Origin of the sequence: Staphylococcus caeli (assembly GCF_051413795.1) — a bacterium.
Taxonomy (GTDB): domain Bacteria; phylum Bacillota; class Bacilli; order Staphylococcales; family Staphylococcaceae; genus Staphylococcus; species Staphylococcus caeli_A.
In genome coordinates, this window is sequence record NZ_JBOIRQ010000010.1 from 63,176 (window position 1) to 85,103 (window position 21,928).

A 21,928-nucleotide genomic window follows, 5' to 3' on the forward strand; every position below is an offset into this window, starting at 1 on the left:
TTGAATGTGAAACACAAAACAAATGCTATCTAACCAATCTTTATATACCCATTTTTCGAGAAAAATAATCTTGAGACATAACAGTTAGAGAGTTGATATTAGTAATTTATGACGTTGATTAAGTAATTAAAATAATCAAATAGGAGTAGGACGGAACTCAAATTTTCCAATTATAGATTTAATCATCCCAACCTAGCAAGGGTGACTAATCATAAAAGAGAGTCTGAAACATCTATTTATGTCCCAGACACACCAATATGAAGTATTAATTATAGTAATTAGAATGTAATTTTAAATGTAGTGTATTTACCTAATTCACTCTCTACATGAATTGTGCCATGATTCAATTCAATGATTTTTTTGGCGATAGATAAACCTAGTCCATTGCCGCCAAGTTTTCGTGAACGTGACTTATCAACTCTATAGAAGCGATCGAATATAAAGTCTATATCCTCTTTCGGAATACCTACACCATGGTCAGTGATTTCTATAGAAATTTGCTTATTTCTTAAATTAGTTTGAATGTGAATATATTTATTAATTTGATCGTACTTCATAGCGTTATCTATAAAGATGATGAGCACTTGCTCTAATTGATAACGATCTATTTTGATATTCAGCGCTTTTGGATATGCGTCAAATTCAAATGTATAATCACTATGCAATTGTTTTAATGATTTAATACGAGAAGTAATTTCTGCGTTAATATCTACATTTTCAATTTCGCCATCTCTACTATTGTTATTATCTTTAGTTAATAGTAATAGCTCTTCTACTAATTTTGTAATTCTTGCCATTTCCTCTAATGAGATATCTAGTGATTCTTCTAGAATAGCGGCGTCTTTTTTCCCCCAGCGATTAATTAAATTCAAATGACCTTGAATAATCTGAAGTGGCGTACGAAGTTCATGTGAAGCATCTTCGACAAATTGTCGTTGCTGATTAAATGATTCTTCGAGTTGAAACATCATTTCATTAAACGTTACGATTAAATTATCTGTTTCTTCATAGTTTGTTGTTAATTCAACTTTCTCCTGGAACCCATCACGTCGAATTTGTTGCATTTTATTAGACATCAAAATTAACGGTTTTGTAATTTGAGATGAAAAGAAATAACTTATAATTGCAGTTATAAATGTGGCAATAATTCCAAATATTAGGGCAATAAAGTATAAAGAACTAACGAGCGCATTGTAATCATCCAATGAATGTACTATGACACTATAGCCTTGAAATTTTGGCGAGTCAATTTGATCTGTAATGATGAGATATTCAGTGTTCTGATTGTTTCTAACTGCAATGTGATTGAGATTATTAGGAACGACATTCGGTGAATATGTAATTGAGTCATCATTCGATGTTTCTATAATCTTGTGGCCATCATTATCAAAAAGCATTACCTTTTGGAAATTACCTAAGGAAGCATTCAAATCTAATGGAGAGACTCGACTAATATGCTTAGATTCAAACAGTTTTACGATATCTTCAGAACTTCGTTCAGCTTCATTTAATTCATTATGTCTCAGTGATGTACTTAAAAAGTATATGATAATAATACTGAATATAAATATGGTTAAAAAAGTAATTGTTGTTGTAATGAGCATCCATTTTGTTTTTAATTTACGTTGCTTCATTGTCTTATCACGTATCCGACACCACGAACGGTCTCAATAGTTTTATCTTTCCCAAAAGGCTTTAGTTTGTTTCTCAAATAACGGATATAAACATCTACAACATTTGTTTCTACTTCCGTATCAAATCCCCAAACATCAGCGATAATTTGTTCTCGTTGTAATACATGATTCCTATTTTCTGCAAGTAAATATAATAGATCATACTCTGTCTTAGTTAAGTCAAGTCTTTGCCCATCGACTGTGACTTTGAATGCGTCTTTATCAATAATAATCCCATTAATATTTAAAAGGTTCTTTTGTGGTTGTCTACGCAACATCGCGCGTATTCTTGCAAGCAGTTCTTCAATGTCAAACGGTTTAACGATGTAGTCATCCGCACCATAATCTAAGCCAGCAACTTTATCATATGTATCGCTTTTTGCTGTGATAATAATTATCGGCGTCGTTTGATTTTGACGTATTTGACGGCAAATTTCTAAGCCATTAATGTTCGGTAACATTAAATCTAATAGAATTAAATCATAATCATTTGATAATGCACGATCTAGACCAGGACGCCCGTCATATTCAATATCGACTTCATAATTTTCATGTTCGAGTTCTAGTTCTATAAAACGTGCAAGGTTTTGTTCATCTTCCACTATTAAAATTTTTGTCATATTGTAGCACCTCAATGTATATATTAAATGAAAATTGTATTTGGAGAAAGTCATAATATAAAATAAAAGTGAATGGGCCTTATTAAGCCAATCATTGATAATTGTAAGTAGCGTTCATAAACTTAAAAATAACAAATTAAAAAAATTCGCATTTTTAATTGACAATCATTCTCAGTATTGTATAATGTAATTGAAAATGATTATCAATACCAAAAATGAGACATTCCCCCCACACATATTACGTTCTTATTTGGATTGATCATTTTCAAAAATATCCCCTTTTATATGCCCGTAAAAGACTAACGTTGCGAGACAACGTGAATATAGAAACCGGTTTTACTACGTAAAATCGGTTTTTATAATAAATTTTGACACACATAAGGCAGTTCGTTGTATTTTATACAACGAACTGCCTTTTTATGATACTTATTTATGTGAGTAATTTATGTCTTAAAATGAGTGTTGATAATACGATACAGAATGCCGCGCCAATGATACCTGCAATAATATCTGTAGGATAATGTACACCTAAATAGACACGTGACGATGATATCATAATGATAAATAAGGCAGAGAGACCAATCATAAATGCTTTGGCTTTACCATTCATCACCCGATTGGCAATATACATGGTACTACCAAAAAAGGCGGTGGAACCCATTGCGTGTCCACTTGGGAAACTAAATCCTGAAATATCAATGAGTCTCAAAAGTGTTGGACGTTCTCTATCAAAAATATTCTTCAATAATGGATTTAACGTACTAGATAAGCTCATTGCAATTGCGAAAAATAGTGCCTCGATATTTAAGCGTTTGAGCATTAAATAAGCTACGAGAAGCAGTGATAAACAAACCATTGCCCAAACTTCACCTACTTTAGTCACACCGAGGAAAATTGTCGTTGTGATAAAGCTCTCTGAAGAATAAATGAATTCATAAACTTCGTTATCAATCCATTTTCCTAATCTTGATTCATGGAAGAATGCAATGATGCCAAATATTAATGTAAAAATGATGAGTAATGATATTCGCTTCCAACGACTCATTGCATAGACCTCCTAGTTAATTTAAAGCATCTTTAATAATTTTTTGGAATAAATCTTGTCGCGTATAACTTTCTTGATAGGATTCCATTTGCTTAATAATCATATCACGGTTTGTTTCAATTGTGTTCAGTTCTTTAATTAATGCATGTTCAGACAATGTATCTTCAGGTATTGTTTTACCAAAGCCTTTAGATTCAAAATACTTTGCATTATCGATTTGATCTCCACGGGATTGGTCTAAGCCTAAAGGAATTAATAACATCGGTAAACGTAATGCTAAAAATTCATAAATGGCATTCGAACCTGCACGACTGATAACTGTATCAGTGATTGCAAGTAAATCAGTAAGATCATCTTTTACAAATTCAAACTGTATATAGCCAGGATGATTTTTATATGTGTCATCAAGTAAATTTTTACCAGTCAGATGAATGACTTGATAGTTTTGTTGCAATGCGTCGAGATTCTCTCTTATAATTGCGTTTAATTTTTTACTTCCTAAGCTACCGCCCATGACAAGTAATACTTTCTTGTCTTGGTTAAATGCAGTTAATTGATAACCTCTATTTTTATCGCCAGTTTTTAAATCTTCTCGTACTGTTGCTCCCACAAAATCAGCTTTATCTTTCGGCAAATATTTTAAGGTATCTTCAAAAGTAGTGTAGATTTTTTTAGCAAATTTCAATGAGATTTTATTCGCTAGCCCAGGTGTTAAATCTGATTCATGAATAATAGTAGGTATTTTTAATGATCTTGCCGCAATGACAACGGGTACAGATACAAAGCCACCTTTTGAAAATAGGATATCTGGTTTTTCTTTTTTTAATACACGTCGTGCATCTAAAATACCTTTTAAGACTTTGAAGATGTCTTTAATATTATCCCATGAAATATAGCGACGTAGCTTGCCACTAGAAATTGCATGATATTTAATTGATGGTAATTGAGATTCAATCATTTCACGTTCAATCCCATTTTTAGAACCGATATAAAAGGCATCATACCCCTCTTCTATGGCAGTTGGAATTAAACTTAAGTTTACAGAAACATGTCCAACAGTGCCGCCACCGGTAAATGCGATTTTCGTCATAGTATAACCTCTATTCTTCTAAATTTTTATAATAGGCATAGAATGGTTCACCTTTATTATATGGGTGATAATCAATTTCTGCTTCGCCTACTTTAGTGAAGCCAAATTTTTCAAACAGTCCTTGTGCCCGTTTATTTAACGCAAACGTGTCAGTGATTAAAACATGTATTTGATGCTCCAAAGCTAAGTTGACAGCAAAATCAAATAACTGAGTCGCTGCACCTTTGTACTCTGAAGAACCTGCAAGTCTATGAATCACGTAAGCACCTTTTCTGTCTACTGGCCATTCTAGTTCATCATACCATTCTGATTGTTGTTGGTCGACAACTATAAAAGCATAAATTTTAGAATTTTCTTCAAGAACAAATAGTGTTTCTTTTTCAATATCTTGTTCAAAATGTTCTTCTAATGGATAATATTCGTCCCATTGATCATTGTTGTCTTGTTTCATTATAGATTTTGCTTCTTCAACAATGTTTAAAATACTAGATAAATCATGCTTATTAGCAGTTCTAATCATAAATGGATTACCCCTCTAAATTATTTTAATTTTTTTAATAGCGTATTTAAAACAGTGTCTTGTTCATTTGCTTTATCGACGAGTTGTTGCGTGAATTTCTCATTTGTTTGTTTCGTGAATTTACCATCCACATTTAAATTGTTATCTTTTTGGAACGATTTAATAGCATTTTCTAATGAACTATCAAATTCATTAGACTCGTTATCAACTTTATAACCTAATGCAGTTAAACCTACTTTCATAGTTTTAACATGTTTATTGTTATCACCCAACTGATATGTTTTATCGTTTGGTATAACATTGAGTGATTCATATGCAGGACTATTAATTTTTATGTCAGGATTAATGCCTTTACCATGAATATAGTGTGATTTTGGTGTGAGCCACTTCATATTTGTGAATTTTAGTAAAGAGCCGTCTTTAAATTCGTGTGTCGTTTGTACGATGCCTTTACCAAAGGTTTTTGTACCGTATACTTTGGCTTTACCATAATCTTTCATAGCGCCTGTAAATACTTCTGAGGCACTTGCTGAGCCTTTATTTACAAGAATGGATACCTCCATATCTTGCGCTTCTTTAGTTGCATCATTTGGGGTTTTAATTGCTTCTTTTTGCTTACCTTTTTCTAATTGTACAACAGTATCGCCTTTATCTATAAAAATATTTGCCATTTTGACTGCTTCATCCAATAATCCACCAGGGTTATTACGTAAGTCTAGGACGATCTTACGTACACCTTCTTTGTGTGATTTGATAATTGCAGATTTAAGCTCGGCAGATGTACTACTTTGGAATTTGTTAATTGTAAATACACCTACGTCATCATGTTTTTTATATTCGACACTTTTAACATGTATTTTATCTCGCTTAATTTTAATATCATGTGATTGACCTGCACGTTCAATCGTTAATGTTACTGTTGTTCCTTGTTTGCCGCGTACTTTTTTTACAATGGCTTCTAGTGGTTGTCCTTTTATTGACTTGCCATCTACTTTAGTTACGACGTCTTTAGGTTTGAGTCCAGATTTTTCGGCTGGTGATTGTTTCATTGGACTAGTAATTTCAATTTTGTCGTTTTTCTTCTGCATTTCTGCTCCAATACCTACAAAATCTCCAGACACATCTTCATTGAATGATTGTGTTTCGTTTTTAGTCATATATTCTGAGTAGGGATCATCTAATTCTTTGACCATACCATCGATAGCTGCATTTGCTAATTTCTCAGAACTTTGATTTTTATAATATTCACTGTTTAAAGTTTGGTAAACTTCCTCGATTTTTTTCACTTGCGTTCTTTGATCATTCGTTAAACCACTTTTCCAATGACTAATACCAATCGTTGCAAATACTGTGATTACTGCTGTAATTAGGATCGTTGCAATTAAAATCCAGATTAAGTTGCTTTTTTTTAAATTTAAATATTTAGGATGCTTTTCTTTTTCGTGTTGCTCATTATATTCATTGATGTCTTTACTTTCTGACATTTAATCACTTCCAATACTTATGTAAAAATGAATGCTTTGAAAATTAATTTAAAATAAAATGAGCTGGGATTGAACCGATTAGTTTAATCCCAGCGTTTAAATGACACTTAATATTCTAATAGGTACAGACTGAAAATAACTAATTTCAATCATTGCCTAACAAAGACATATATTTAAAGAAATGCCCCTTTAGGCTATCTTGTGTTTAAAATTTAAGCCATTCAGTATATTCTTCATATAAATCGTCGAATACGGACAAGGAAATCGCATAATCACCTTGTGTTTCAATATAATCTGATAATACATGAAAGTCTTGTTCATGCTTTGGAAAAGATAAATCATCAAAAATAGCTTCTGCTAACTCACCTTTTTCATCTTTACGACCACGAGCCGTAAGCGCAAAATGATAAAATGAATGATTTTTCATTAATTCATTGTCACATCAATAATTTTTGTTTCACCTTTTTTAACTGCTGCTACTGATTCAACTGAAATATCTGATGTATTATCAGAGTTTGTAATGATAATTGGTGAAATTACTGATTTCGCATTTGTTTTAATATAGTCTAAATCGAATTTTAATAGTGGATCACCGACGTTTACTGAATCACCACTTTCAACTAAAACTTCAAAACCTTGGCCATCAAGTTGAACTGTATCAAGTCCGATGTGTACAAGAATTTCTAAGCCGTTTTCAGCTTTTAATCCAATTGCATGTTTAGTTGGAAATACATTATCAACCTTACCTTCGATTGGTGATACAACTTCACCTTCTGTTGGGTTAATACCAAATCCTTCACCCATCATTTTTTGAGCAAAAACAGGGTCTGGAATATCTTCAATCTTTACATATTCCCCTGTAATTGGTGCATAAATTGCACTTTCTTTATTAACTTCCTTACCTTTACCGAATAATTTTTTAAACATAATATGTTCGCTCCTTATTTTTCAAAATGTGGTATTAAATCTTCGTAACCAAGCTCTTCTAATTTTTCATATGGAATAAATTGTACTGCTGCAGAGTTAATACAATATCTGAGGCCGCCACTTTCTTTAGGGCCGTCATTGAACACATGACCTAAATGACTGTTTGCGGATTCAGAACGTACTTCAGTACGGACCATTCCAAATGTTTTATCTACGAGTTCAATAATTTCTTGATCATCTAATGCTTTAGAGAAACTTGGCCAACCACAATCTGATTCAAATTTTTCTTCAGAAGTAAATAATGGTTTGCCAGAAATTTTATCTACGTAGACACCTTTTTCAAAGTGATTCCAATATTCATTTTGAAAAGGTGGTTCTGTACCATTTTCTTGTGTAACTAAATATTCCATTTCATTTAAATCATTTTTATTCTTTTTAATCATGCTGTTTCCCCCAATGCTGTTCTATAAAGCCTTTACGTCCAGAACCACGTTGATATTGTTCATAATGTAACGGGTTTTTCTTATAATAATCTTGATGATAAGATTCTGCTGGATAAAAGTTTTTATATGGTTTAATCGGCGTAATCACAGGCTTGTTGAACACGTTTTGTTCATTTAATTGTTGTATTTTTGCTTCAGCTGCTTTTTTCTGATGTTCGTCGTGATAAAAGATAGCAGGTTCATAATGCTCACCACGATCAAAAAATTGTCCAGTATTATCAGTTGGATCAAATGTTTTGAAATATATATCTAAAATATTTTCGAAGGTAGTGATTTCAGAGTTATAAGTAATTTGAACTGCTTCAACATGTCCAGTTTGGTTTGTACTTACACTTTCATATGTTGGATTATCAGTATGTCCACCACTATAACCAGAAACAACATTTTCGATGCCAGGATATGATGTAAATGGTTTAACTAAACACCAAAAACAACCACCAGCTAATGTTGCATATGCCATATTATACCTCCTATATCTATTTTGTCATAAAATTACCATTATTTTAAGAAAAATGCTATGAAAATGTTTATATATAATGAGACTGTTGTACGCATAGATTATATAGCATTTCTAACTTTAATAATTTAAGATCGTAAGACAACTAACCCGATTGCGCCTTGGCCTGTGTGTGTTGTGATTACCGGTGTGGTTACATTTGTATCAAATTGACTAAAGTTAAATTCTTCAGAGAAATGTTTTTTAACTTTATCAACAAAATCGATAATGTTTGCGTGTGCAATACCGATAGATTTTATTTTTTTATCGCCTATAAATGCGCTCACTTCTTTTTTTAGAAATTGTACACTAGCATTTTGTGTTCGTGAGTTATGAATAAGTTCTATTTTTCCATTTTCTAATGTACCAATAGGTTTGATTTTCATCATGTTTCCAATAAGCCCTTTAGTTTTACTAATACGGCCGCCTTTAATGAGTTGATTTAATTGTCCAATAACGACATAAAGCTTTATATTTTTTTGTAATTCAGCTAATTTTGAGATAATCGTTTCTGTCGACAATCCTTCATTACACCAATCAACTATATGTTGAACCTGATAACCTAAACCAAAAGAAATAGATTTGGAATCAATCACTGTCACGTTACTATCGGTCATTTGGCTTGCTTGTAATGCAGTTTGGTAAGTACCACTTAAACCAGAAGTCATGTGAATACTGATAATTTCAGAGCCATCTGCGCCAAGTTCATCATAGATTTCAATAAATTTCCCGATAGATGGCTGGCTTGTTTTAACATCTGCATTATCTTGGATTCTTTCAATATATGCCTCAGATGATATATCTATTTGATCTAAGTAAGATTTACCGTCAATTGTTAAATTCAGAGGTACAACATGGATATCATTATCTATTAAATAACTTTGTGCTAAATCCGATGTTGAGTCGGTTACTATTTTCTTTTTCATCATAAATTTCCTCCTATGAAGTTCCCTTTCGTGTTAAATGTAAAAAAGTATGTGGTATTTTATTTTTTTCATCTAATTTACCTTCTACAGATGAAATGATATCCCACGTTTTAAAAGTATAGGGTGGAAAGAAAGTATCACCGTTAAATTTATCTTCAATGACGGTAATATACATATCATCTACGTGATCAATCATTGCTTCAAACAATGTTTGACCACCAAAAATGAAGACATGTCCAGGCAAATCATAAATCTCTTCGATAGAATGTATGACATCCACACCTTCATGGTGAAAAGATTTGTTTCTAGTTAATACAACATTTCGTCTATTAGGTAGTGGTTTCCCGATAGATTCAAATGTTGAGCGACCCATGACAAGTGTATGTCCAGTAGTCAACGCTTTGACGTGTTTTAAATCACTCGGCAAATGCCAAGGTAATTGATTGTTCACACCAATGACACGTTGTTGATCATGGGCGACAAGTATTGAAAGTGTCATATTGTTCCTCCTAATATTGAAATATAGGTTGTAAATATTACTTTGGCAGTGTTTATTATATAGTAAAAGACAAATAAATTTAACTTTGTACTTCTATTATACAGCTATTGGTGCTTTTATTGCTGGATGTGACTGATAATCTACAATTTCAAGATCTTCAAAGTCTATATCAAAAATAGATGCGTCAGAATTGATTTTTAGTTGCGGCGGGTCATAACTATTTCTAGCTAACTGTGTTTCGACCGCGTCCATGTGATTTGAATAAATATGCGCATCTCCGAATGTATGCACAAATTCTCCCACTTCTAAGCCACATTCTTTTGCGATTAAATGGGTTAATAAGCTGTAGCTTGCAATGTTAAATGGCACACCTAAGAAAATATCGGCACTACGCTGATATAATTGACAGCTTAATTTACCGTCTTGCACATAGAATTGAAACATTGTATGGCATGGCGGTAAAGCCATTGTATCAATTTCTGTTGGGTTCCAAGCAGAGACAATATGACGTCTTGAATTTGGATTGTTTTTGATTTGTTCTATGACAGTCTTTAATTGATCGAAGTGATTGCCATGCGCATCTTGCCAGTCGCGCCACTGTTTACCATATACATTACCTAAATCACCATATTTTTTTGCAAAAGTATCATCATTTAGAATGCTATCTTTGAATTTTTTCATCTCAGCTTTATAGCTTTCGTTAAATGTTGCATCAGTTTGTGCTCTATGTCCAAAATCAGTCATATCTGGACCAGTGTAATCTGGTGATTTAACATAATTTTCAAAAGCCCATTCATTCCAAATATTATTATTATATTGAAGTAAATATTTTATATTTGTATCACCTTTAATAAACCATAGTAATTCTGTTGCAACTAATTTAAATGACACTTTTTTAGTTGTGAGTAAAGGAAAGCCTTTTGTTAAATCGAATCTGAGTTGGTGTCCAAATTTTGAAATTGTACCAGTGTTTGTGCGGTCGTCTTTCTGCTTACCAATTTCTAAAATTTCTGCACACAAATCGTGATATGCTTGGTCAAAAGTATTTAACATAACCGTCTACTCCTTCCAATTTTATTTTTATTTAATCTTATTGGATAATGGACATAAGATAAAGGAATTACCATTGATTGTGTAAAAGTAGTATATGTTGAGTAAATTATACAACATTTTTTGAAAACGTTATATAAGATACATATAAATAAAAAAATTAATGCCAACTAACCATTCTCTATAATTAAGAAAATATGGTATAAGTTGGCATTAGATGAATAATACCCATACAGAATTATAACCTTATACGGATATTAATTAACGATATTGTAATTAAACATCACCATGCATTATTCACAATGATCATCAAAAGCATCTTTAATATCCATACATATATCTTGAATATCTCTACCTTCAATATGCTCACGAGGAATAAAATGTTTTAAAGTTTGTCCTTTGAACAACGCATATGATGGGCTTGAAGGTGCTTGCTGAATATATGCACGCATCTTTTCTGTTGCTTCCTTATCTTGACCAGCAAATACAGTGACTTTGTTTGTTGGTTTTTTATCATTTTGTTCAACGACCGTCACTGCTGCAGGTCTTGCCAGTCCAGCTGCGCAGCCACATGTAGAATTAATAACTACAAATGTAGTTTCATCTTCACCAACACTATTCATGTAATCTGTTACCGCTTCGGCTGATTCTAAACTTTTAAAATCACGGCCAGTTAATTCGCTACGCATTTGTGTAGCAAGTTCGTTCATATATGCTTCGTATGCATTCATTTATATCGCTCCTCTGTAAAATTATGTTTCGTAATTACGATTTGTCTCTATTCGCAATTTGTTTCCAAACAGAACCAAGTGCCTCATCACCATTTTCAATTCTAGCGATTGCCATTTCAATTTGAAGTTTGACTTCATATGCCGAATCTTGTTCGTGAGCACGCAGTGTTTCCAATTGCTCAGGCCCACCTTCGTCAAATAGGAACATAGCCGCACGCCATCGCACAATTTTTTGAGGATCATCTAATGCTTTTTCCATTTCTGGAAGTGCTTGTTTAAAACCTAAATCACTTAAGCAATCTCCAGCTGTCCTTCTCACTGCAGGACTTTTGTCATGTAAGCCTTTAAACAAGTATGGTAATACGGCTTCGTCTTCAATCATTCCAAGCAATACAATTGCTTCACGACGTAGAGGTGTTTTTTCTTCTTCACTAATGACTTCACCTAAGAGCGGAAAGTCTTCAATTGTAGGTTTAGGAAATGATTTCAACATTCTCAAACGTTCTTTCCAGTCATCGGTTGCTTGATAAGTTTCTAAAGATACGTGTTGATAATGCTTCTCTTGCATAATAACATCAGTATTTAAGGCGTGTTCAACAAGCGTGTATAATTCATTTTCTGGATAAAGTGCTAATATTTCTTCAAAAACTTCTGTCATAACTTCATCTAATTCGCCATAGCGAATACCTAAATCTTCCCATTTTCTAAGAAAGACGATATTATCGTCATCTTTTTGTGCAGCTAGCATACTATCAATATAAATCTCTGGTAGTTGTTTACGCTTTTCTTCTGATTTAGTTGTAAGTTTAACTTGATAAGGAATGTCTTTGAATTTTAAGACTTCTGCTCTTACTTCACCATAACGATCGTCTGGTAAGGTTTCGGATAAGTCATTTGTTCCATTATTTAGTGAAGCAGTCACTTTTGGAAGGAGCGATTCCCAATCATACTTCCCTTTTTTATCTATAGCAAGAAAGTCCATGACATAAAATATAGATTTCACGCCTTCTACGGAGAGCATGTCATTTATGAACTGTGGTTGATCGTCTTTTACTGTAGTATAAGTATTTGACTTGTTATCTTGTCTTTCTTCGTTCAATACAATTTTCATGGTGTTAGGACTTGGAGTCGGTTCTACACGCAATATTTCCATAAAGAAACCTCCTTTTTAAATTTCATTTAGGGTATCGGTTACTTTAGGTAGTAAGTCATCCCATTCAGCATCAGCTTTTTTATCTACAGATATAAAATTCATAGCCTGAAAAATAGAAGCAATACCTTCTATCTTTAAAATTTCATTGATGAATTCAGGTTGATCGTCTTTCACCTTTGAATAAGTATTGGGCTTAAAATCTTCACCTGATAACTGTAATACAATTTTCATTGTATTTGGATTGGGTGTTTGTGTAACTTCTCTAATTTCCATGAATGGGCCTCCTAATTATTATTGTAATTCATTTCCTAATTGTTTAATTTCTTTACCTATTGAACACTCACTTATACAAAAATGGTGTGCTTGTGTCTTGCCTTCAGTTTTTTTAATGTGTTGTTTAAGTAAACAATGATCGCAATAGGTATTCATTAAATGATCTATTGTAGCAATTGCTTTCTTTTCAGGATAAGTTAGAATATTGCTCACGCTCCTATAATACTCAAAAATAACTGCAGACTAAAGACAAATTACTTTGCATAGTCCGATTCTATCAATTAATGTTATCAACTGCCAATGGTAGCGAATATAATTCTAATATTACTTTTCACATCATAGTCCTATTAAAACATTTTTGATAATGTGCTTAAATAATACTTAGGCAAGTATTATTAATTCTTTGCTAAGATAGTGAAAACTATATTGACACTTGAAGTTATTATAGCATTTGTAAGTATTATTGTTTAATCATTAAAATCAAGAGTAAGTTAGATGTGAAATTTTTCTAATTAGTTATTAAAGCTACTTGTAATTTTAAATTTATCTGATAAAATTACTGAGTTGTTTATTTTGCGGTTTCTAAACACCCGCATAATCAAAATTTAGGAGGAGTTTAAATTGTTTAATGAAATTTTTGGTGTCATCACCTTTCTGGTGACATTTTTACTATTAGTAGCAATGTATCGTTGCTTCGGAAAGCATGGTTTGATTGCGTGGATCGCAATTGGAACTGTTATTGCAAATATTCAAGTTATTAAAACAATAGATATTTTTACGATTTCTGCAACTTTAGGAAATGTGATGTTTGCGTCCATATATCTAGCAACAGATATTTTAAATGATATTTATGGTAGAAAAATTGCAAAGCGTGCTGTATGGATTGGTTTTAGCTCAACGCTTGTAATGATTATTGTTATGCAAATGTCATTACATTTTACGCCATCACCTATAGATACATCTCAACAAGCATTAGATGCTATTTTTAACCTGGTTCCTAGAATAGCTTTAGGATCAGTTATTGCTTATATAATTGGCCAACATTTAGATGTGCTATTGTTTTCACTTATTAAAAAAGTTTTTAGTTCAGATAAAACATTTATTCTTAGAGCATATGGAAGTACGATTATAAGTAATATTATTGATACTGCTTTGTTCGTGTTGATTGCATTTTATGGATCGATGCCTAATTCAGCAGTATTTGAAATATTTATTACAACTTATTTATTGAAAATGATTTCAACGATATTTAATGTCCCATTCGGATATTGGGCGAAATCAATGTATCGTAAAGGAAAAATTAATAAGTTGGACGAAGGTTATTAAAAAACTCTGGAATCGGTTATGTACCGATTTCAGAGTTTTTGTTTTGTATTACTTTGACTATTTCATTTTTTAAAAATTCAAATTTGGTATATCCATCACGATCTAAAAAATGTCCGTTATGTTCAATTTCTTTTGTTTCAATGCCTAATGCTTGGGATAAGCGCTTAGTTGCTTCTATGTTAACGATGGGATCTTGGTCCCCACCGATAGAAATAATATATTGGGCAAAGATTTTATTGAAATCAATTTCAGTTTGAGCCAAATATTGATTTAGCTCGGGTATATTGTTTAAAGGTTCACTAAAACCAGATATTAAAAAGAGTCCTTTAATTTTTGGATAAGCATCAAGTTTACTCAAATAGTTTAAAACAGAGACTACGCCTAAACTATGTGCAACGATAAGAGTTTCTTCATTTATATTATTGTCTAGACGTGCTTGAATTGCATTAAACCACTTGTCGGCTTCAGGATGTTTTGAATCTGGCAAATAAACAATTTCAGTATAATAACCGTATGCTTTCATTTCTGAAGCCAGCCATTCAAACCAATGACTTTTTGTTGTGGCTTGATAGCCATGTATGATAAACATATTTTTCATGATGATAACCTTCTTTCGTTTTTAATTCCGACTTTTATAGTAAGAATATATTTTGAGTCTAACACATTTCATATTGATTGGACATCTTATTAGCATTGATAATAGAAATATAGTTTAAATGACTTTAATTTGTTAGTATAAATATAAATATATTTATGAGGGTGAAGATATGGCGAAGATTTATTTTGATGCTGCAACATCTGGAAATCCAGGTGAAAGTGCTTGTGCTGTTGTGCTAAAAACAGACAGTGAACAGATTCATCATACAAAACATTTAGGTGTCATGGATAATCATAGTGCTGAATGGGCGTCTTTTGTATTTGCCTTAGAATGTGCACTAGCGCATCAAGTTACCACGGCTTTAGTTTATACAGATTCGAAATTAATTGAAGATAGTGTCAATAGAGGTAATGTTAAAAATGAAAAATTCAAACCATATTATCGGCAAATTCTAGAATTAGAACAACAATTTGATTTGCTTTTTGTGAGATGGATACCTAGAAATCAAAATAAAGAAGCGAATCATCATGCAAAAAATGCCTTGTATCGAATTACAAAATCAAACAAAAAATAGCTTGGATTAAACAGGAAAGCGCTCGTCCAATGTATAGAGGGACAAGCGCTTTATTTGTTTTGATAATGTATTAAATTTATTGGGTGAATTTTAATTCAGGTATATTTGACAAACCTTTAACTGAAGTGTGTAGATAAATACTTTCCTGAGACATACAATTCATGTTCTTGGCAAATCGATAGGATCTTAGAAAGTTCCGTGCCAAAGTGCATTGATTCCAATAATTCATCTGTATTTAATGGGACTTCTGTGTGTATTTCTGCAAGTGTTTTAGAGAGTTTCAAGTTATCTACGTTGGCTTCTATCTTAGTACGTTGTCCTGGTGTTAATTGATCTAATTTCTCTAAAACGGTTTCTACAGTACCATGATTTTGAATCAGTTTAATCGCAGTTTTTTCACCAATACCTTTCACACCTGGATAGCCGTCAGCTGTATCCCCCATAAATGCTTTAACATCTATTAGTTGTAATGGTTCTAAACCATATTCACTTTGGAAGCGGTCAAGTGTATAACGGTTATAAATGTTAAAGCCCTTTTTAGTTAACCAAATTTCAACATTATTATTGATACATTGTAAAATATCTCTATCACCTGTTACAACGTACACTTGGTTATTATCTGAATATTGTCGAGCAAGTGTGCCAATGACATCATCTGCTTCATAATTTTGAACACCAATATTTACAAAACCAAATTGATTAGAGACTTCTTTAACGTAATCGAATTGTGGAATGAGTTCTTCAGGTGGTGCAGGTCTATTTTGTTTGTATCCATCAAACATATCATTTCTAAAAGTCGATTTGCCCATATCCCAACAAACTGCAACATGTGTTGGTTGAATTTCATTAATCGCAGTAAACACGTGGCGGACAAATCCTTGCACACCATTCGTAGGTATACCAGATGAATTGCGCATAAATTGTTTATGGAGACTTGTCGCAAAGAAATGGCGAAATAATAATGCCATTCCATCAATTAATAATATTTTTTTAGACATTTAAAGTACCTCTTCTTTTTACAATAAATTTTTAAGTTGAACATTGGATTCTTGTAATTGCATTATTAGTGCGTCATCGATGTCAAAGGCTAAGAGTTCGTTAATTTGCTGGTGTACATCTTGCTCAAAGTCATTGAATCTATCTTCTGCATAGTGCTCCATTTTAGCAACTATATCATTGAGTGCCTGTCTTAAATCAGCTATACACGATGCGAGTAATGTAATAGTTTCATGTGTAATTTGTTCTTGTATGGCACTCTGAGTTTTTGGTTGCAAAATATTCTTTTTGGTTAATGTTTTTGGTAAAGCGTGTATCATTTTTTCTAAATCGATTTTTAAAAATGGCTCATTAAGTTCGATTTGACTTTTTTCGAATTCCGGTTCAATAAATACATGTAGTTGCTCTAATTTTTGTTTTAATGGTGCGATTTCCGTATGCAACTGTTGGTGGAAATATTTTTTAACGCGCTCTACAAGCAATGATTGTTCTAAATATAAGCGTTGATGGATTTGATCTAAGTAAATTTTAGTTGACTGACGTTTTTCATCGGTGAAATTACTGTTTTTGGTCATTTGTCCATTATATATAGATTTAACTTCATCTTGTAATTGTAATTTTAGACGTTCATTCAAGTGGTAAACTTGATCTTCTACTTCATTGGAAGCACGTTGTTCAGCAATTTGTAGTATATTATTGCTGAAAATTGTATTACCACTATATTGTTTTAATTTTTGTTTACGTTGTTCTATATGTGATTTATTGTTTTTAAATTCTTCTATCATTTGATCATATGCTTCAGAAATATGTGCAAGTTGATTAAGCATTTGTTGTTGTAAAATAGTTTTAGATTCAATTTGTGCAAAACGTTGAATACTTGATTGTAATTTATTAATGCCTTCATCATTAGATTTTAATGCTTCTCTACTAGACACTGCAAAAATTTCTGAGTCCATGTTTACTTGCTTTAATGCATCTTCAACATAATCAATTACTGCATTTAAATCTTCATCTGTTTCTGCTAAATCTGTTGCGTTAACAACCATTTTAAATGCTTGATTATCATTAAGTTGATTCATTTCTTTCATATGTTCAATAAAGCGTTTGTCATTATCAGTAAATGAATGATTGAAATAGCTGACATAGAGTATTAAATCAGATGATGTAAGAATTTTTTCAGTTTCATTGGTATGGCGTTGGTTATTTGAATGCAAACCAAGTGAATCGACGATAATTTTATCTTTTAACCAATCTAAAGGTAATTTCAAATGGACTGTATTTACAAAAGTTGCATATTCGTCTTCAGCACTCCACTTTCTAATTTCATCTTGTTCAATGGTATGTGTTTGACCTTCTGCTAACATCTTTTCATAAATATCATAATGTTGCTCGACAGCATTAACAAATGCCAATTTATTTTTTTCTAAGTTTGCTTTTAGTTTATTTGTATTTTTATTTAAAAATGACGCTATACTATCGAATGATTTATTTTCAACTTCAAACACATTATTGAGTTCTTCTAAAAGTTGATCCGATGATTTTAAAGTTATTTGGCTGTCATGACCATATGTTAATTCAGTCATGGCAGCAGTTGTTGGGTTTGGAGAACTTACTAAATAATGATCGCCTAAAAGTGCATTGATTAAGCTACTCTTACCTGCACTAAATGTTCCAAATACCCCGATTTTAACTATCTTTTTATCTAATCTTGCTAACGTATCTTCAATATCTTGTTTTGTTTGATCAAACAACGGGACATCTTTGATGACATCTAGTGCATTTTTAATGTTTTGTGTTTCGTCTATAGAATCGGTATTTGAAGTGGTATCAACTTTAGTTTGTTTTTGAGTTTCATGTGTTGTAGATTTTGGCGTATAACTTATTTCTTTTCTATCAATCAGCTTATCAAGTGAATCATCTATATGGATATAATAGTGTTTATAATTTTGCGTTTCTAGCGATTCTCTTAAATTACGCATTTCCATAAATTTTTCATAATCATTGTAGTCATCTTCTTGTTCTGTACCAATATCACTAGCTTGCGCGTGTTGAATAGCTTTTTGAAATAATGGGGCTGATGCTTTGGCGATAAATTGTTTTATAGCTTTCATGAGATCATCACAGAATGTTAAGACATACTGGTTGCTAATCGAAATTTGCATTTGATATAAATCTGTGATCAATTCTGGTGGAATTACATAATGTTGATTGAGTATTGCATCATTTATTTCAGAATCGTTGATGAAGCGCGTTAAAAATGACATATCTTCTCTTAATGGTTGGCGCACTTCTTGATTTATTTTATCTTGTAGTTGTGCAAGTACATCATTCAAGCGTTGTTGTTGTGCTTCTTCTGTTTTCTTTTTCTTATTAAACAATCCTCCAACAGAAAAGTCTTTAGTACGACTTTCTAAATAAATACGAATTGTTTCTCTCGTATCATGTGTCATAATATATGCATTTTCAATAATTGTTTTACGCTTTTGTTTTAGAAATTCATATAGCTGATCTGGATTATTTAATAATTTAGCTTCTTCACTTACTTCTTGGTGTTGCTTGAAATTAAGGTAAGCTTGTTCAAAATCCGCTTCATATATATCTAATTTATCTAATAAATCTTGAATTTCATATTGGATGTAGGACAGTTGTTCATCTGTGATAAATTTAACAATGCGTTCAACATAAGATTCTATCGTTTCACGATGTTGATCTTTTTCGACTAGATATGAGGAAAGTGCATTAATTTCATTAAAAGGATGATCGAATTTTGATACATAAAATGTACGGTCTAATTTGATTTCCCAATCTGCTATTGATTTTTCGACACGGGCTTTGAAGGTGTCAAATGTGATTTCGTCTTCATTATGCTTATCGATTTGATTAATGACAAATACGACGGGTACACCTGCACGATTAAGTTGTTTCATAAATTGGAAATTCAACGCTGATTGAACATGGTTATAATCAACGGTATAAAACAGTATATTACTTGTATACATGAACGTTTCAGTGCTTGATTGGTGTGTTGAAACGTTTGAATCTACACCTGGTGTATCTTGTAATGTAAATCCTTGTGTGAATTTATCAGATGGAAATTTAATTTCTACAGATTCAACATCAAAATTTTCACGATTCATTTGTTTTACTTCATCGTAGTTATTTAAAATTGTATATTGTTGATTACTTAAATTTGCAATAATTCCCGGTTCGTCAGATACCGAGACAATTGCAGTATTACTAGTTGTTGGAACTGGAGAACTTGGTAATATTTGTTCTTCTAGCAATAAATTAATAAGTGTCGATTTTCCAGCAGAAAAATGACCAACAAATGTTGCTGTATATTGTTCCAAAAACACCTTTTTAATAACTTGATTAATAATATGTACAAGATTACTATTATTTGATTTTTCGACTTCTTTTTTTAATTTATATAAAATATCGAGTTGCTGTGTATTAGACATCATTTGTATCCCCTTTATTACTTTTATGTAATTAATACTTATTGTATAACAAATAATTGCATGTCTAAAGGAAGTATTTAAATTTAATGAGTTTTAAGACATATATTCAATAAAAACGGTGAAATTTGAGTCGTAAAATTGACTCAGATTTCACCGCCTATTATTTTAAAGTCTTCTTTTTTAATTTAAGGTTTTATTTTATATCCCTTTTGTTTGGCAATTTATTAATTACGTAGATTAATACCAACTTGGTTTATCAAAATCAGTATTTGGCTTGTGAATCCCAATATTATCTTTTAGGAGCATTGTTGGTTGTTTGGCAATTTGAACTGCTAATACTGCAACACTTTTACGAGATACTTCTGTACCTTTAAATGCTTCATCTTTTTTCGTGATTTCGTAATCAATTTCATTGGTGTTTGTTAACCAAGCGGGTCTGAATATTGTGTAGTCTAGCGTAGAATTTTCTATAATATCTGCAACCCGTTTATAAGTTGATAAATAGTCTTTAGTGTGAGCTTGTACCCAAGCGCCAAAGTCACCTGGAACTTCATTGTAAATACCTAGCGATGTGACAAATATTAAGCGTTGAATATTATTTTTTAGCATAGTGTCAACAATCGTACGCGCAGCTTCTGCTAAATCTCCAGATAAAGCTGCAAATACTATATCTACACCTTCCATAGCGCGGTCCATATCTTCGTAATTGGTCGCGTCTCCTTCACGAACTCTGATTCGATCCGAAGCATAATCAGGTAAACGGTTAGCATCTCTTAAAAACAAGCGCAATGTATAAGATGTATTTTCTAAAAATGCGTTTATTGTTGCTTTAGAAACTGCTCCATTGGCACCAATGATTAAAACTCTAGTCATTAAATCACTCCTAATTATTATTATATGCAGGTACTATATTGCAGGTTTATAAAAATAGGATATTAGCAGTTAAATTTTTTATAATCTCATTATACGAATATCCAATTTTATATCGTTTAAACGTAGCTTTGAGTTACATCCGCATCTAATTTAATATAAAAAGCTCTAATCTATTGTAAGATTAGAGCTTTTTATGTGTGATTAACTAATTACAGGATTTTTATCCTTTTTGATTTTGAAATATTGAGAAATGCTGTAAATAATAATGCCAATCCAAATAAATATAAAAGTAATCAACTGATCAATATCAAAGGGTTCTTTAAATAAGAATATCCCCAAAATAAACATGAGCGTTGGTCCAATATATTGTATAAAGCCTGTCAATGATAAAGGAATGCGTCTTGCTCCAGCTGAAAATAATATTAGTGGAATTGCGGTTACGACACCAGAGAAAATCAACCAAAAAGAAGATAGATTTGCTCCAAATGACATGCCCCCACTTTGCCAAATGTACCACAGATAGATAAAGCCGGCTGGTGCTGTGACAATACATTCAATAGTAATGCTACTTACTGCATCGATTGGAACTACTTTTTTAATTAAGCCATAAATACCAAAAGAGGTAGCAAGTAATAAAGAAATACCTGGGAAGACTCCAATTTTCACAGTCATATAAAGCACGCCAACTACCGCTAGAGCAATTGCAATCCATTCAAGTTTATTAAAGCGCTCTTTTAAAAATATGACCGCAAGTAAAATACTAACTAAAGGATTAATATAATAACCTAAACTAGACTGTAATACGTGTCCGTTAGTGACTGCCCAAATAAAAGTCCCCCAGTTTATGGTAATCACATAACCCGCTGCAACAATTGCAATTAATTGAACTGGATTTGCAAAAAGTTGATTAACATCTCTTTTGAATGAAGATTTATACTTACTCGAGATAATGATTAGAAGCATAAAAATCATAGATAAAACAATTCTAAAAGCTAATATTTCAAATGCTCCAATATTTTTAATTAAATCCCAATATATGGGTAAGATGCCCCATAAAAAATATGCACCAAATGCAAATATAATACCCTTTTTAAACTCACTATTCACTTG

Annotated in this window: 24 protein-coding genes; 2 read left to right on the plus strand and 22 right to left on the minus strand. The window is 32.0% G+C overall.

Annotated features, from left to right (window positions below):
- Nucleotides 1–278 precede the first annotated feature (278 nt).
- The 17 genes from ACSULM_RS06995 to ACSULM_RS07075 all read right to left on the minus strand — a co-directional run bounded on the left by ACSULM_RS06995 (nucleotide 279) and on the right by ACSULM_RS07075 (nucleotide 13,203).
- Nucleotides 279–1,634: a HAMP domain-containing sensor histidine kinase gene (locus tag ACSULM_RS06995; RefSeq protein WP_436861640.1), complete on the minus strand. Its 1,356-nt coding sequence runs from the start codon at nucleotides 1,632–1,634 to the stop codon at nucleotides 279–281.
- Complete coding sequence (locus ACSULM_RS07000) at nucleotides 1,631–2,293, minus strand: response regulator transcription factor (RefSeq protein WP_436861641.1); 663 nt, start codon at nucleotides 2,291–2,293, stop codon at nucleotides 1,631–1,633. Before ACSULM_RS07000 ends, ACSULM_RS06995 begins: the two co-directional genes overlap by 4 nt.
- Before the next feature lie 430 nt (nucleotides 2,294–2,723).
- Nucleotides 2,724–3,338, minus strand: coding sequence for a phosphatase PAP2 family protein (locus ACSULM_RS07005; protein WP_436861642.1), 615 nt, complete (start codon nucleotides 3,336–3,338; stop codon nucleotides 2,724–2,726).
- A gap of 16 nt (nucleotides 3,339–3,354) precedes the next feature.
- On the minus strand, nucleotides 3,355–4,428 hold the full coding sequence (locus tag ACSULM_RS07010) for an undecaprenyldiphospho-muramoylpentapeptide beta-N-acetylglucosaminyltransferase (protein ID WP_436861643.1): 1,074 nt from the start codon (nucleotides 4,426–4,428) through the stop codon (nucleotides 3,355–3,357).
- Between the two features lie 10 nt (nucleotides 4,429–4,438).
- Nucleotides 4,439–4,948 (minus strand): N-acetyltransferase family protein, encoded by a 510-nt coding sequence (locus ACSULM_RS07015; protein WP_436861644.1) that lies wholly within the window; start codon nucleotides 4,946–4,948, stop codon nucleotides 4,439–4,441.
- Nucleotides 4,949–4,968: 20 nt separating this feature from the next.
- On the minus strand, nucleotides 4,969–6,432 hold the full coding sequence (locus tag ACSULM_RS07020; RefSeq protein WP_436861646.1) for a S41 family peptidase: 1,464 nt from the start codon (nucleotides 6,430–6,432) through the stop codon (nucleotides 4,969–4,971).
- 205 nt (nucleotides 6,433–6,637) lie between these two features.
- A complete protein-coding gene (locus ACSULM_RS07025) occupies nucleotides 6,638–6,859 on the minus strand; it encodes a YozE family protein (protein ID WP_436861648.1) in 222 nt (73 codons plus the stop codon).
- Complete coding sequence (locus tag ACSULM_RS07030; RefSeq protein ID WP_436861650.1) at nucleotides 6,859–7,359, minus strand: PTS sugar transporter subunit IIA; 501 nt, start codon at nucleotides 7,357–7,359, stop codon at nucleotides 6,859–6,861. Before ACSULM_RS07030 ends, ACSULM_RS07025 begins: the two co-directional genes overlap by 1 nt.
- 14 nt (nucleotides 7,360–7,373) lie before the next feature.
- A complete protein-coding gene (gene msrB / locus ACSULM_RS07035; protein ID WP_436861652.1) occupies nucleotides 7,374–7,802 on the minus strand; it encodes a peptide-methionine (R)-S-oxide reductase MsrB in 429 nt (142 codons plus the stop codon).
- The gene (msrA, locus tag ACSULM_RS07040; protein ID WP_436853865.1) at nucleotides 7,795–8,322 is read right to left on the minus strand and encodes a peptide-methionine (S)-S-oxide reductase MsrA; all 528 of its coding nucleotides are present in this window, start codon (nucleotides 8,320–8,322) and stop codon (nucleotides 7,795–7,797) included. The genes msrB and msrA overlap by 8 nt, the downstream gene beginning before the upstream one ends.
- Nucleotides 8,323–8,447: 125 nt before the next feature.
- Entirely contained in the window at nucleotides 8,448–9,287 is an 840-nt protein-coding gene (locus ACSULM_RS07045; RefSeq protein WP_436853866.1) for a DegV family protein, read from the minus strand.
- A gap of 10 nt (nucleotides 9,288–9,297) precedes the next feature.
- Nucleotides 9,298–9,783, minus strand: a complete 486-nt coding sequence (locus ACSULM_RS07050; protein WP_436861653.1) for a dihydrofolate reductase — start codon at nucleotides 9,781–9,783, stop codon at nucleotides 9,298–9,300.
- 96 nt (nucleotides 9,784–9,879) lie between these two features.
- Nucleotides 9,880–10,836, minus strand: a complete 957-nt coding sequence (locus tag ACSULM_RS07055; RefSeq protein WP_436861654.1) for a thymidylate synthase — start codon at nucleotides 10,834–10,836, stop codon at nucleotides 9,880–9,882.
- A gap of 290 nt (nucleotides 10,837–11,126) precedes the next feature.
- The gene (gene brxA / locus ACSULM_RS07060; protein ID WP_436861655.1) at nucleotides 11,127–11,564 is read right to left on the minus strand and encodes a bacilliredoxin BrxA; all 438 of its coding nucleotides are present in this window, start codon (nucleotides 11,562–11,564) and stop codon (nucleotides 11,127–11,129) included.
- A 34-nt stretch (nucleotides 11,565–11,598) separates the two neighbouring features.
- Nucleotides 11,599–12,717: a conserved virulence factor C family protein gene (locus ACSULM_RS07065; RefSeq protein ID WP_436861657.1), complete on the minus strand. Its 1,119-nt coding sequence runs from the start codon at nucleotides 12,715–12,717 to the stop codon at nucleotides 11,599–11,601.
- 15 nt (nucleotides 12,718–12,732) lie between these two features.
- Nucleotides 12,733–12,990 (minus strand): NifU N-terminal domain-containing protein, encoded by a 258-nt coding sequence (locus ACSULM_RS07070; RefSeq protein ID WP_436853872.1) that lies wholly within the window; start codon nucleotides 12,988–12,990, stop codon nucleotides 12,733–12,735.
- An 18-nt stretch (nucleotides 12,991–13,008) separates the two neighbouring features.
- Entirely contained in the window at nucleotides 13,009–13,203 is a 195-nt protein-coding gene (locus ACSULM_RS07075; protein ID WP_436861659.1) for a zinc-finger domain-containing protein, read from the minus strand.
- A 408-nt stretch (nucleotides 13,204–13,611) separates the two neighbouring features.
- Between ACSULM_RS07075 and ACSULM_RS07080 the strand changes: the two genes are divergently transcribed.
- Nucleotides 13,612–14,316: a queuosine precursor transporter gene (locus ACSULM_RS07080; protein ID WP_436861660.1), complete on the plus strand. Its 705-nt coding sequence runs from the start codon at nucleotides 13,612–13,614 to the stop codon at nucleotides 14,314–14,316.
- Between the two features lie 16 nt (nucleotides 14,317–14,332).
- On the opposite strand, the gene ACSULM_RS07085 is transcribed toward ACSULM_RS07080, so the two are convergent.
- On the minus strand, nucleotides 14,333–14,914 hold the full coding sequence (locus ACSULM_RS07085; protein WP_436861661.1) for an RBBP9/YdeN family alpha/beta hydrolase: 582 nt from the start codon (nucleotides 14,912–14,914) through the stop codon (nucleotides 14,333–14,335).
- A 169-nt stretch (nucleotides 14,915–15,083) separates the two neighbouring features.
- Here ACSULM_RS07085 and ACSULM_RS07090 point away from each other — a divergent pair, with 169 nt between their 5' ends.
- The gene (locus ACSULM_RS07090; RefSeq protein ID WP_436861662.1) at nucleotides 15,084–15,488 is read left to right on the plus strand and encodes a ribonuclease HI family protein; all 405 of its coding nucleotides are present in this window, start codon (nucleotides 15,084–15,086) and stop codon (nucleotides 15,486–15,488) included.
- 116 nt (nucleotides 15,489–15,604) lie between these two features.
- Here the strand turns inward: ACSULM_RS07090 and ACSULM_RS07095 are convergent, their stop codons facing one another.
- The 4 genes from ACSULM_RS07095 to rarD form a co-directional block, all read right to left on the minus strand.
- On the minus strand, nucleotides 15,605–16,486 hold the full coding sequence (locus tag ACSULM_RS07095; protein ID WP_436861663.1) for a 5'-3' exonuclease: 882 nt from the start codon (nucleotides 16,484–16,486) through the stop codon (nucleotides 15,605–15,607).
- Between the two features lie 18 nt (nucleotides 16,487–16,504).
- Nucleotides 16,505–19,945, minus strand: a complete 3,441-nt coding sequence (locus ACSULM_RS07100; protein WP_436861680.1) for a dynamin family protein — start codon at nucleotides 19,943–19,945, stop codon at nucleotides 16,505–16,507.
- Nucleotides 19,946–20,182: 237 nt separating this feature from the next.
- On the minus strand, nucleotides 20,183–20,818 hold the full coding sequence (locus tag ACSULM_RS07105; protein WP_436861664.1) for an NAD(P)H-binding protein: 636 nt from the start codon (nucleotides 20,816–20,818) through the stop codon (nucleotides 20,183–20,185).
- 201 nt (nucleotides 20,819–21,019) lie between these two features.
- On the minus strand, nucleotides 21,020–21,925 hold the full coding sequence (gene rarD / locus ACSULM_RS07110; RefSeq protein WP_436861665.1) for an EamA family transporter RarD: 906 nt from the start codon (nucleotides 21,923–21,925) through the stop codon (nucleotides 21,020–21,022).
- Nucleotides 21,926–21,928: the final 3 nt, after the last annotated feature.

Excerpts from the sequence above, each read along its gene's own strand:
- ACSULM_RS06995 (WP_436861640.1), bottom strand. The coding sequence starts at position 1,634 with ATGAAGCAACGTAAATTAAAAACAAAATGGATGCTCATTACAACAACA.
- ACSULM_RS07000 (WP_436861641.1), bottom strand. The coding sequence starts at position 2,293 with ATGACAAAAATTTTAATAGTGGAAGATGAACAAAACCTTGCACGTTTT.
- ACSULM_RS07005 (WP_436861642.1), bottom strand. The coding sequence starts at position 3,338 with ATGAGTCGTTGGAAGCGAATATCATTACTCATCATTTTTACATTAATA.
- ACSULM_RS07010 (WP_436861643.1), bottom strand. The coding sequence starts at position 4,428 with ATGACGAAAATCGCATTTACCGGTGGCGGCACTGTTGGACATGTTTCT.
- ACSULM_RS07015 (WP_436861644.1), bottom strand. The coding sequence starts at position 4,948 with ATGATTAGAACTGCTAATAAGCATGATTTATCTAGTATTTTAAACATT.
- ACSULM_RS07020 (WP_436861646.1), bottom strand. The coding sequence starts at position 6,432 with ATGTCAGAAAGTAAAGACATCAATGAATATAATGAGCAACACGAAAAA.
- ACSULM_RS07025 (WP_436861648.1), bottom strand. The coding sequence starts at position 6,859 with ATGAAAAATCATTCATTTTATCATTTTGCGCTTACGGCTCGTGGTCGT.
- ACSULM_RS07030 (WP_436861650.1), bottom strand. The coding sequence starts at position 7,359 with ATGTTTAAAAAATTATTCGGTAAAGGTAAGGAAGTTAATAAAGAAAGT.
- msrB (WP_436861652.1), bottom strand. The coding sequence starts at position 7,802 with ATGATTAAAAAGAATAAAAATGATTTAAATGAAATGGAATATTTAGTT.
- msrA (WP_436853865.1), bottom strand. The coding sequence starts at position 8,322 with ATGGCATATGCAACATTAGCTGGTGGTTGTTTTTGGTGTTTAGTTAAA.
- ACSULM_RS07045 (WP_436853866.1), bottom strand. The coding sequence starts at position 9,287 with ATGATGAAAAAGAAAATAGTAACCGACTCAACATCGGATTTAGCACAA.
- ACSULM_RS07050 (WP_436861653.1), bottom strand. The coding sequence starts at position 9,783 with ATGACACTTTCAATACTTGTCGCCCATGATCAACAACGTGTCATTGGT.
- ACSULM_RS07055 (WP_436861654.1), bottom strand. The coding sequence starts at position 10,836 with ATGTTAAATACTTTTGACCAAGCATATCACGATTTGTGTGCAGAAATT.
- brxA (WP_436861655.1), bottom strand. The coding sequence starts at position 11,564 with ATGAATGCATACGAAGCATATATGAACGAACTTGCTACACAAATGCGT.
- ACSULM_RS07065 (WP_436861657.1), bottom strand. The coding sequence starts at position 12,717 with ATGGAAATATTGCGTGTAGAACCGACTCCAAGTCCTAACACCATGAAA.
- ACSULM_RS07070 (WP_436853872.1), bottom strand. The coding sequence starts at position 12,990 with ATGGAAATTAGAGAAGTTACACAAACACCCAATCCAAATACAATGAAA.
- ACSULM_RS07085 (WP_436861661.1), bottom strand. The coding sequence starts at position 14,914 with ATGAAAAATATGTTTATCATACATGGCTATCAAGCCACAACAAAAAGT.
- ACSULM_RS07090 (WP_436861662.1), top strand. The coding sequence starts at position 15,084 with ATGGCGAAGATTTATTTTGATGCTGCAACATCTGGAAATCCAGGTGAA.
- ACSULM_RS07095 (WP_436861663.1), bottom strand. The coding sequence starts at position 16,486 with ATGTCTAAAAAAATATTATTAATTGATGGAATGGCATTATTATTTCGC.
- ACSULM_RS07100 (WP_436861680.1), bottom strand. The coding sequence starts at position 19,945 with ATGTCTAATACACAGCAACTCGATATTTTATATAAATTAAAAAAAGAA.
- ACSULM_RS07105 (WP_436861664.1), bottom strand. The coding sequence starts at position 20,818 with ATGACTAGAGTTTTAATCATTGGTGCCAATGGAGCAGTTTCTAAAGCA.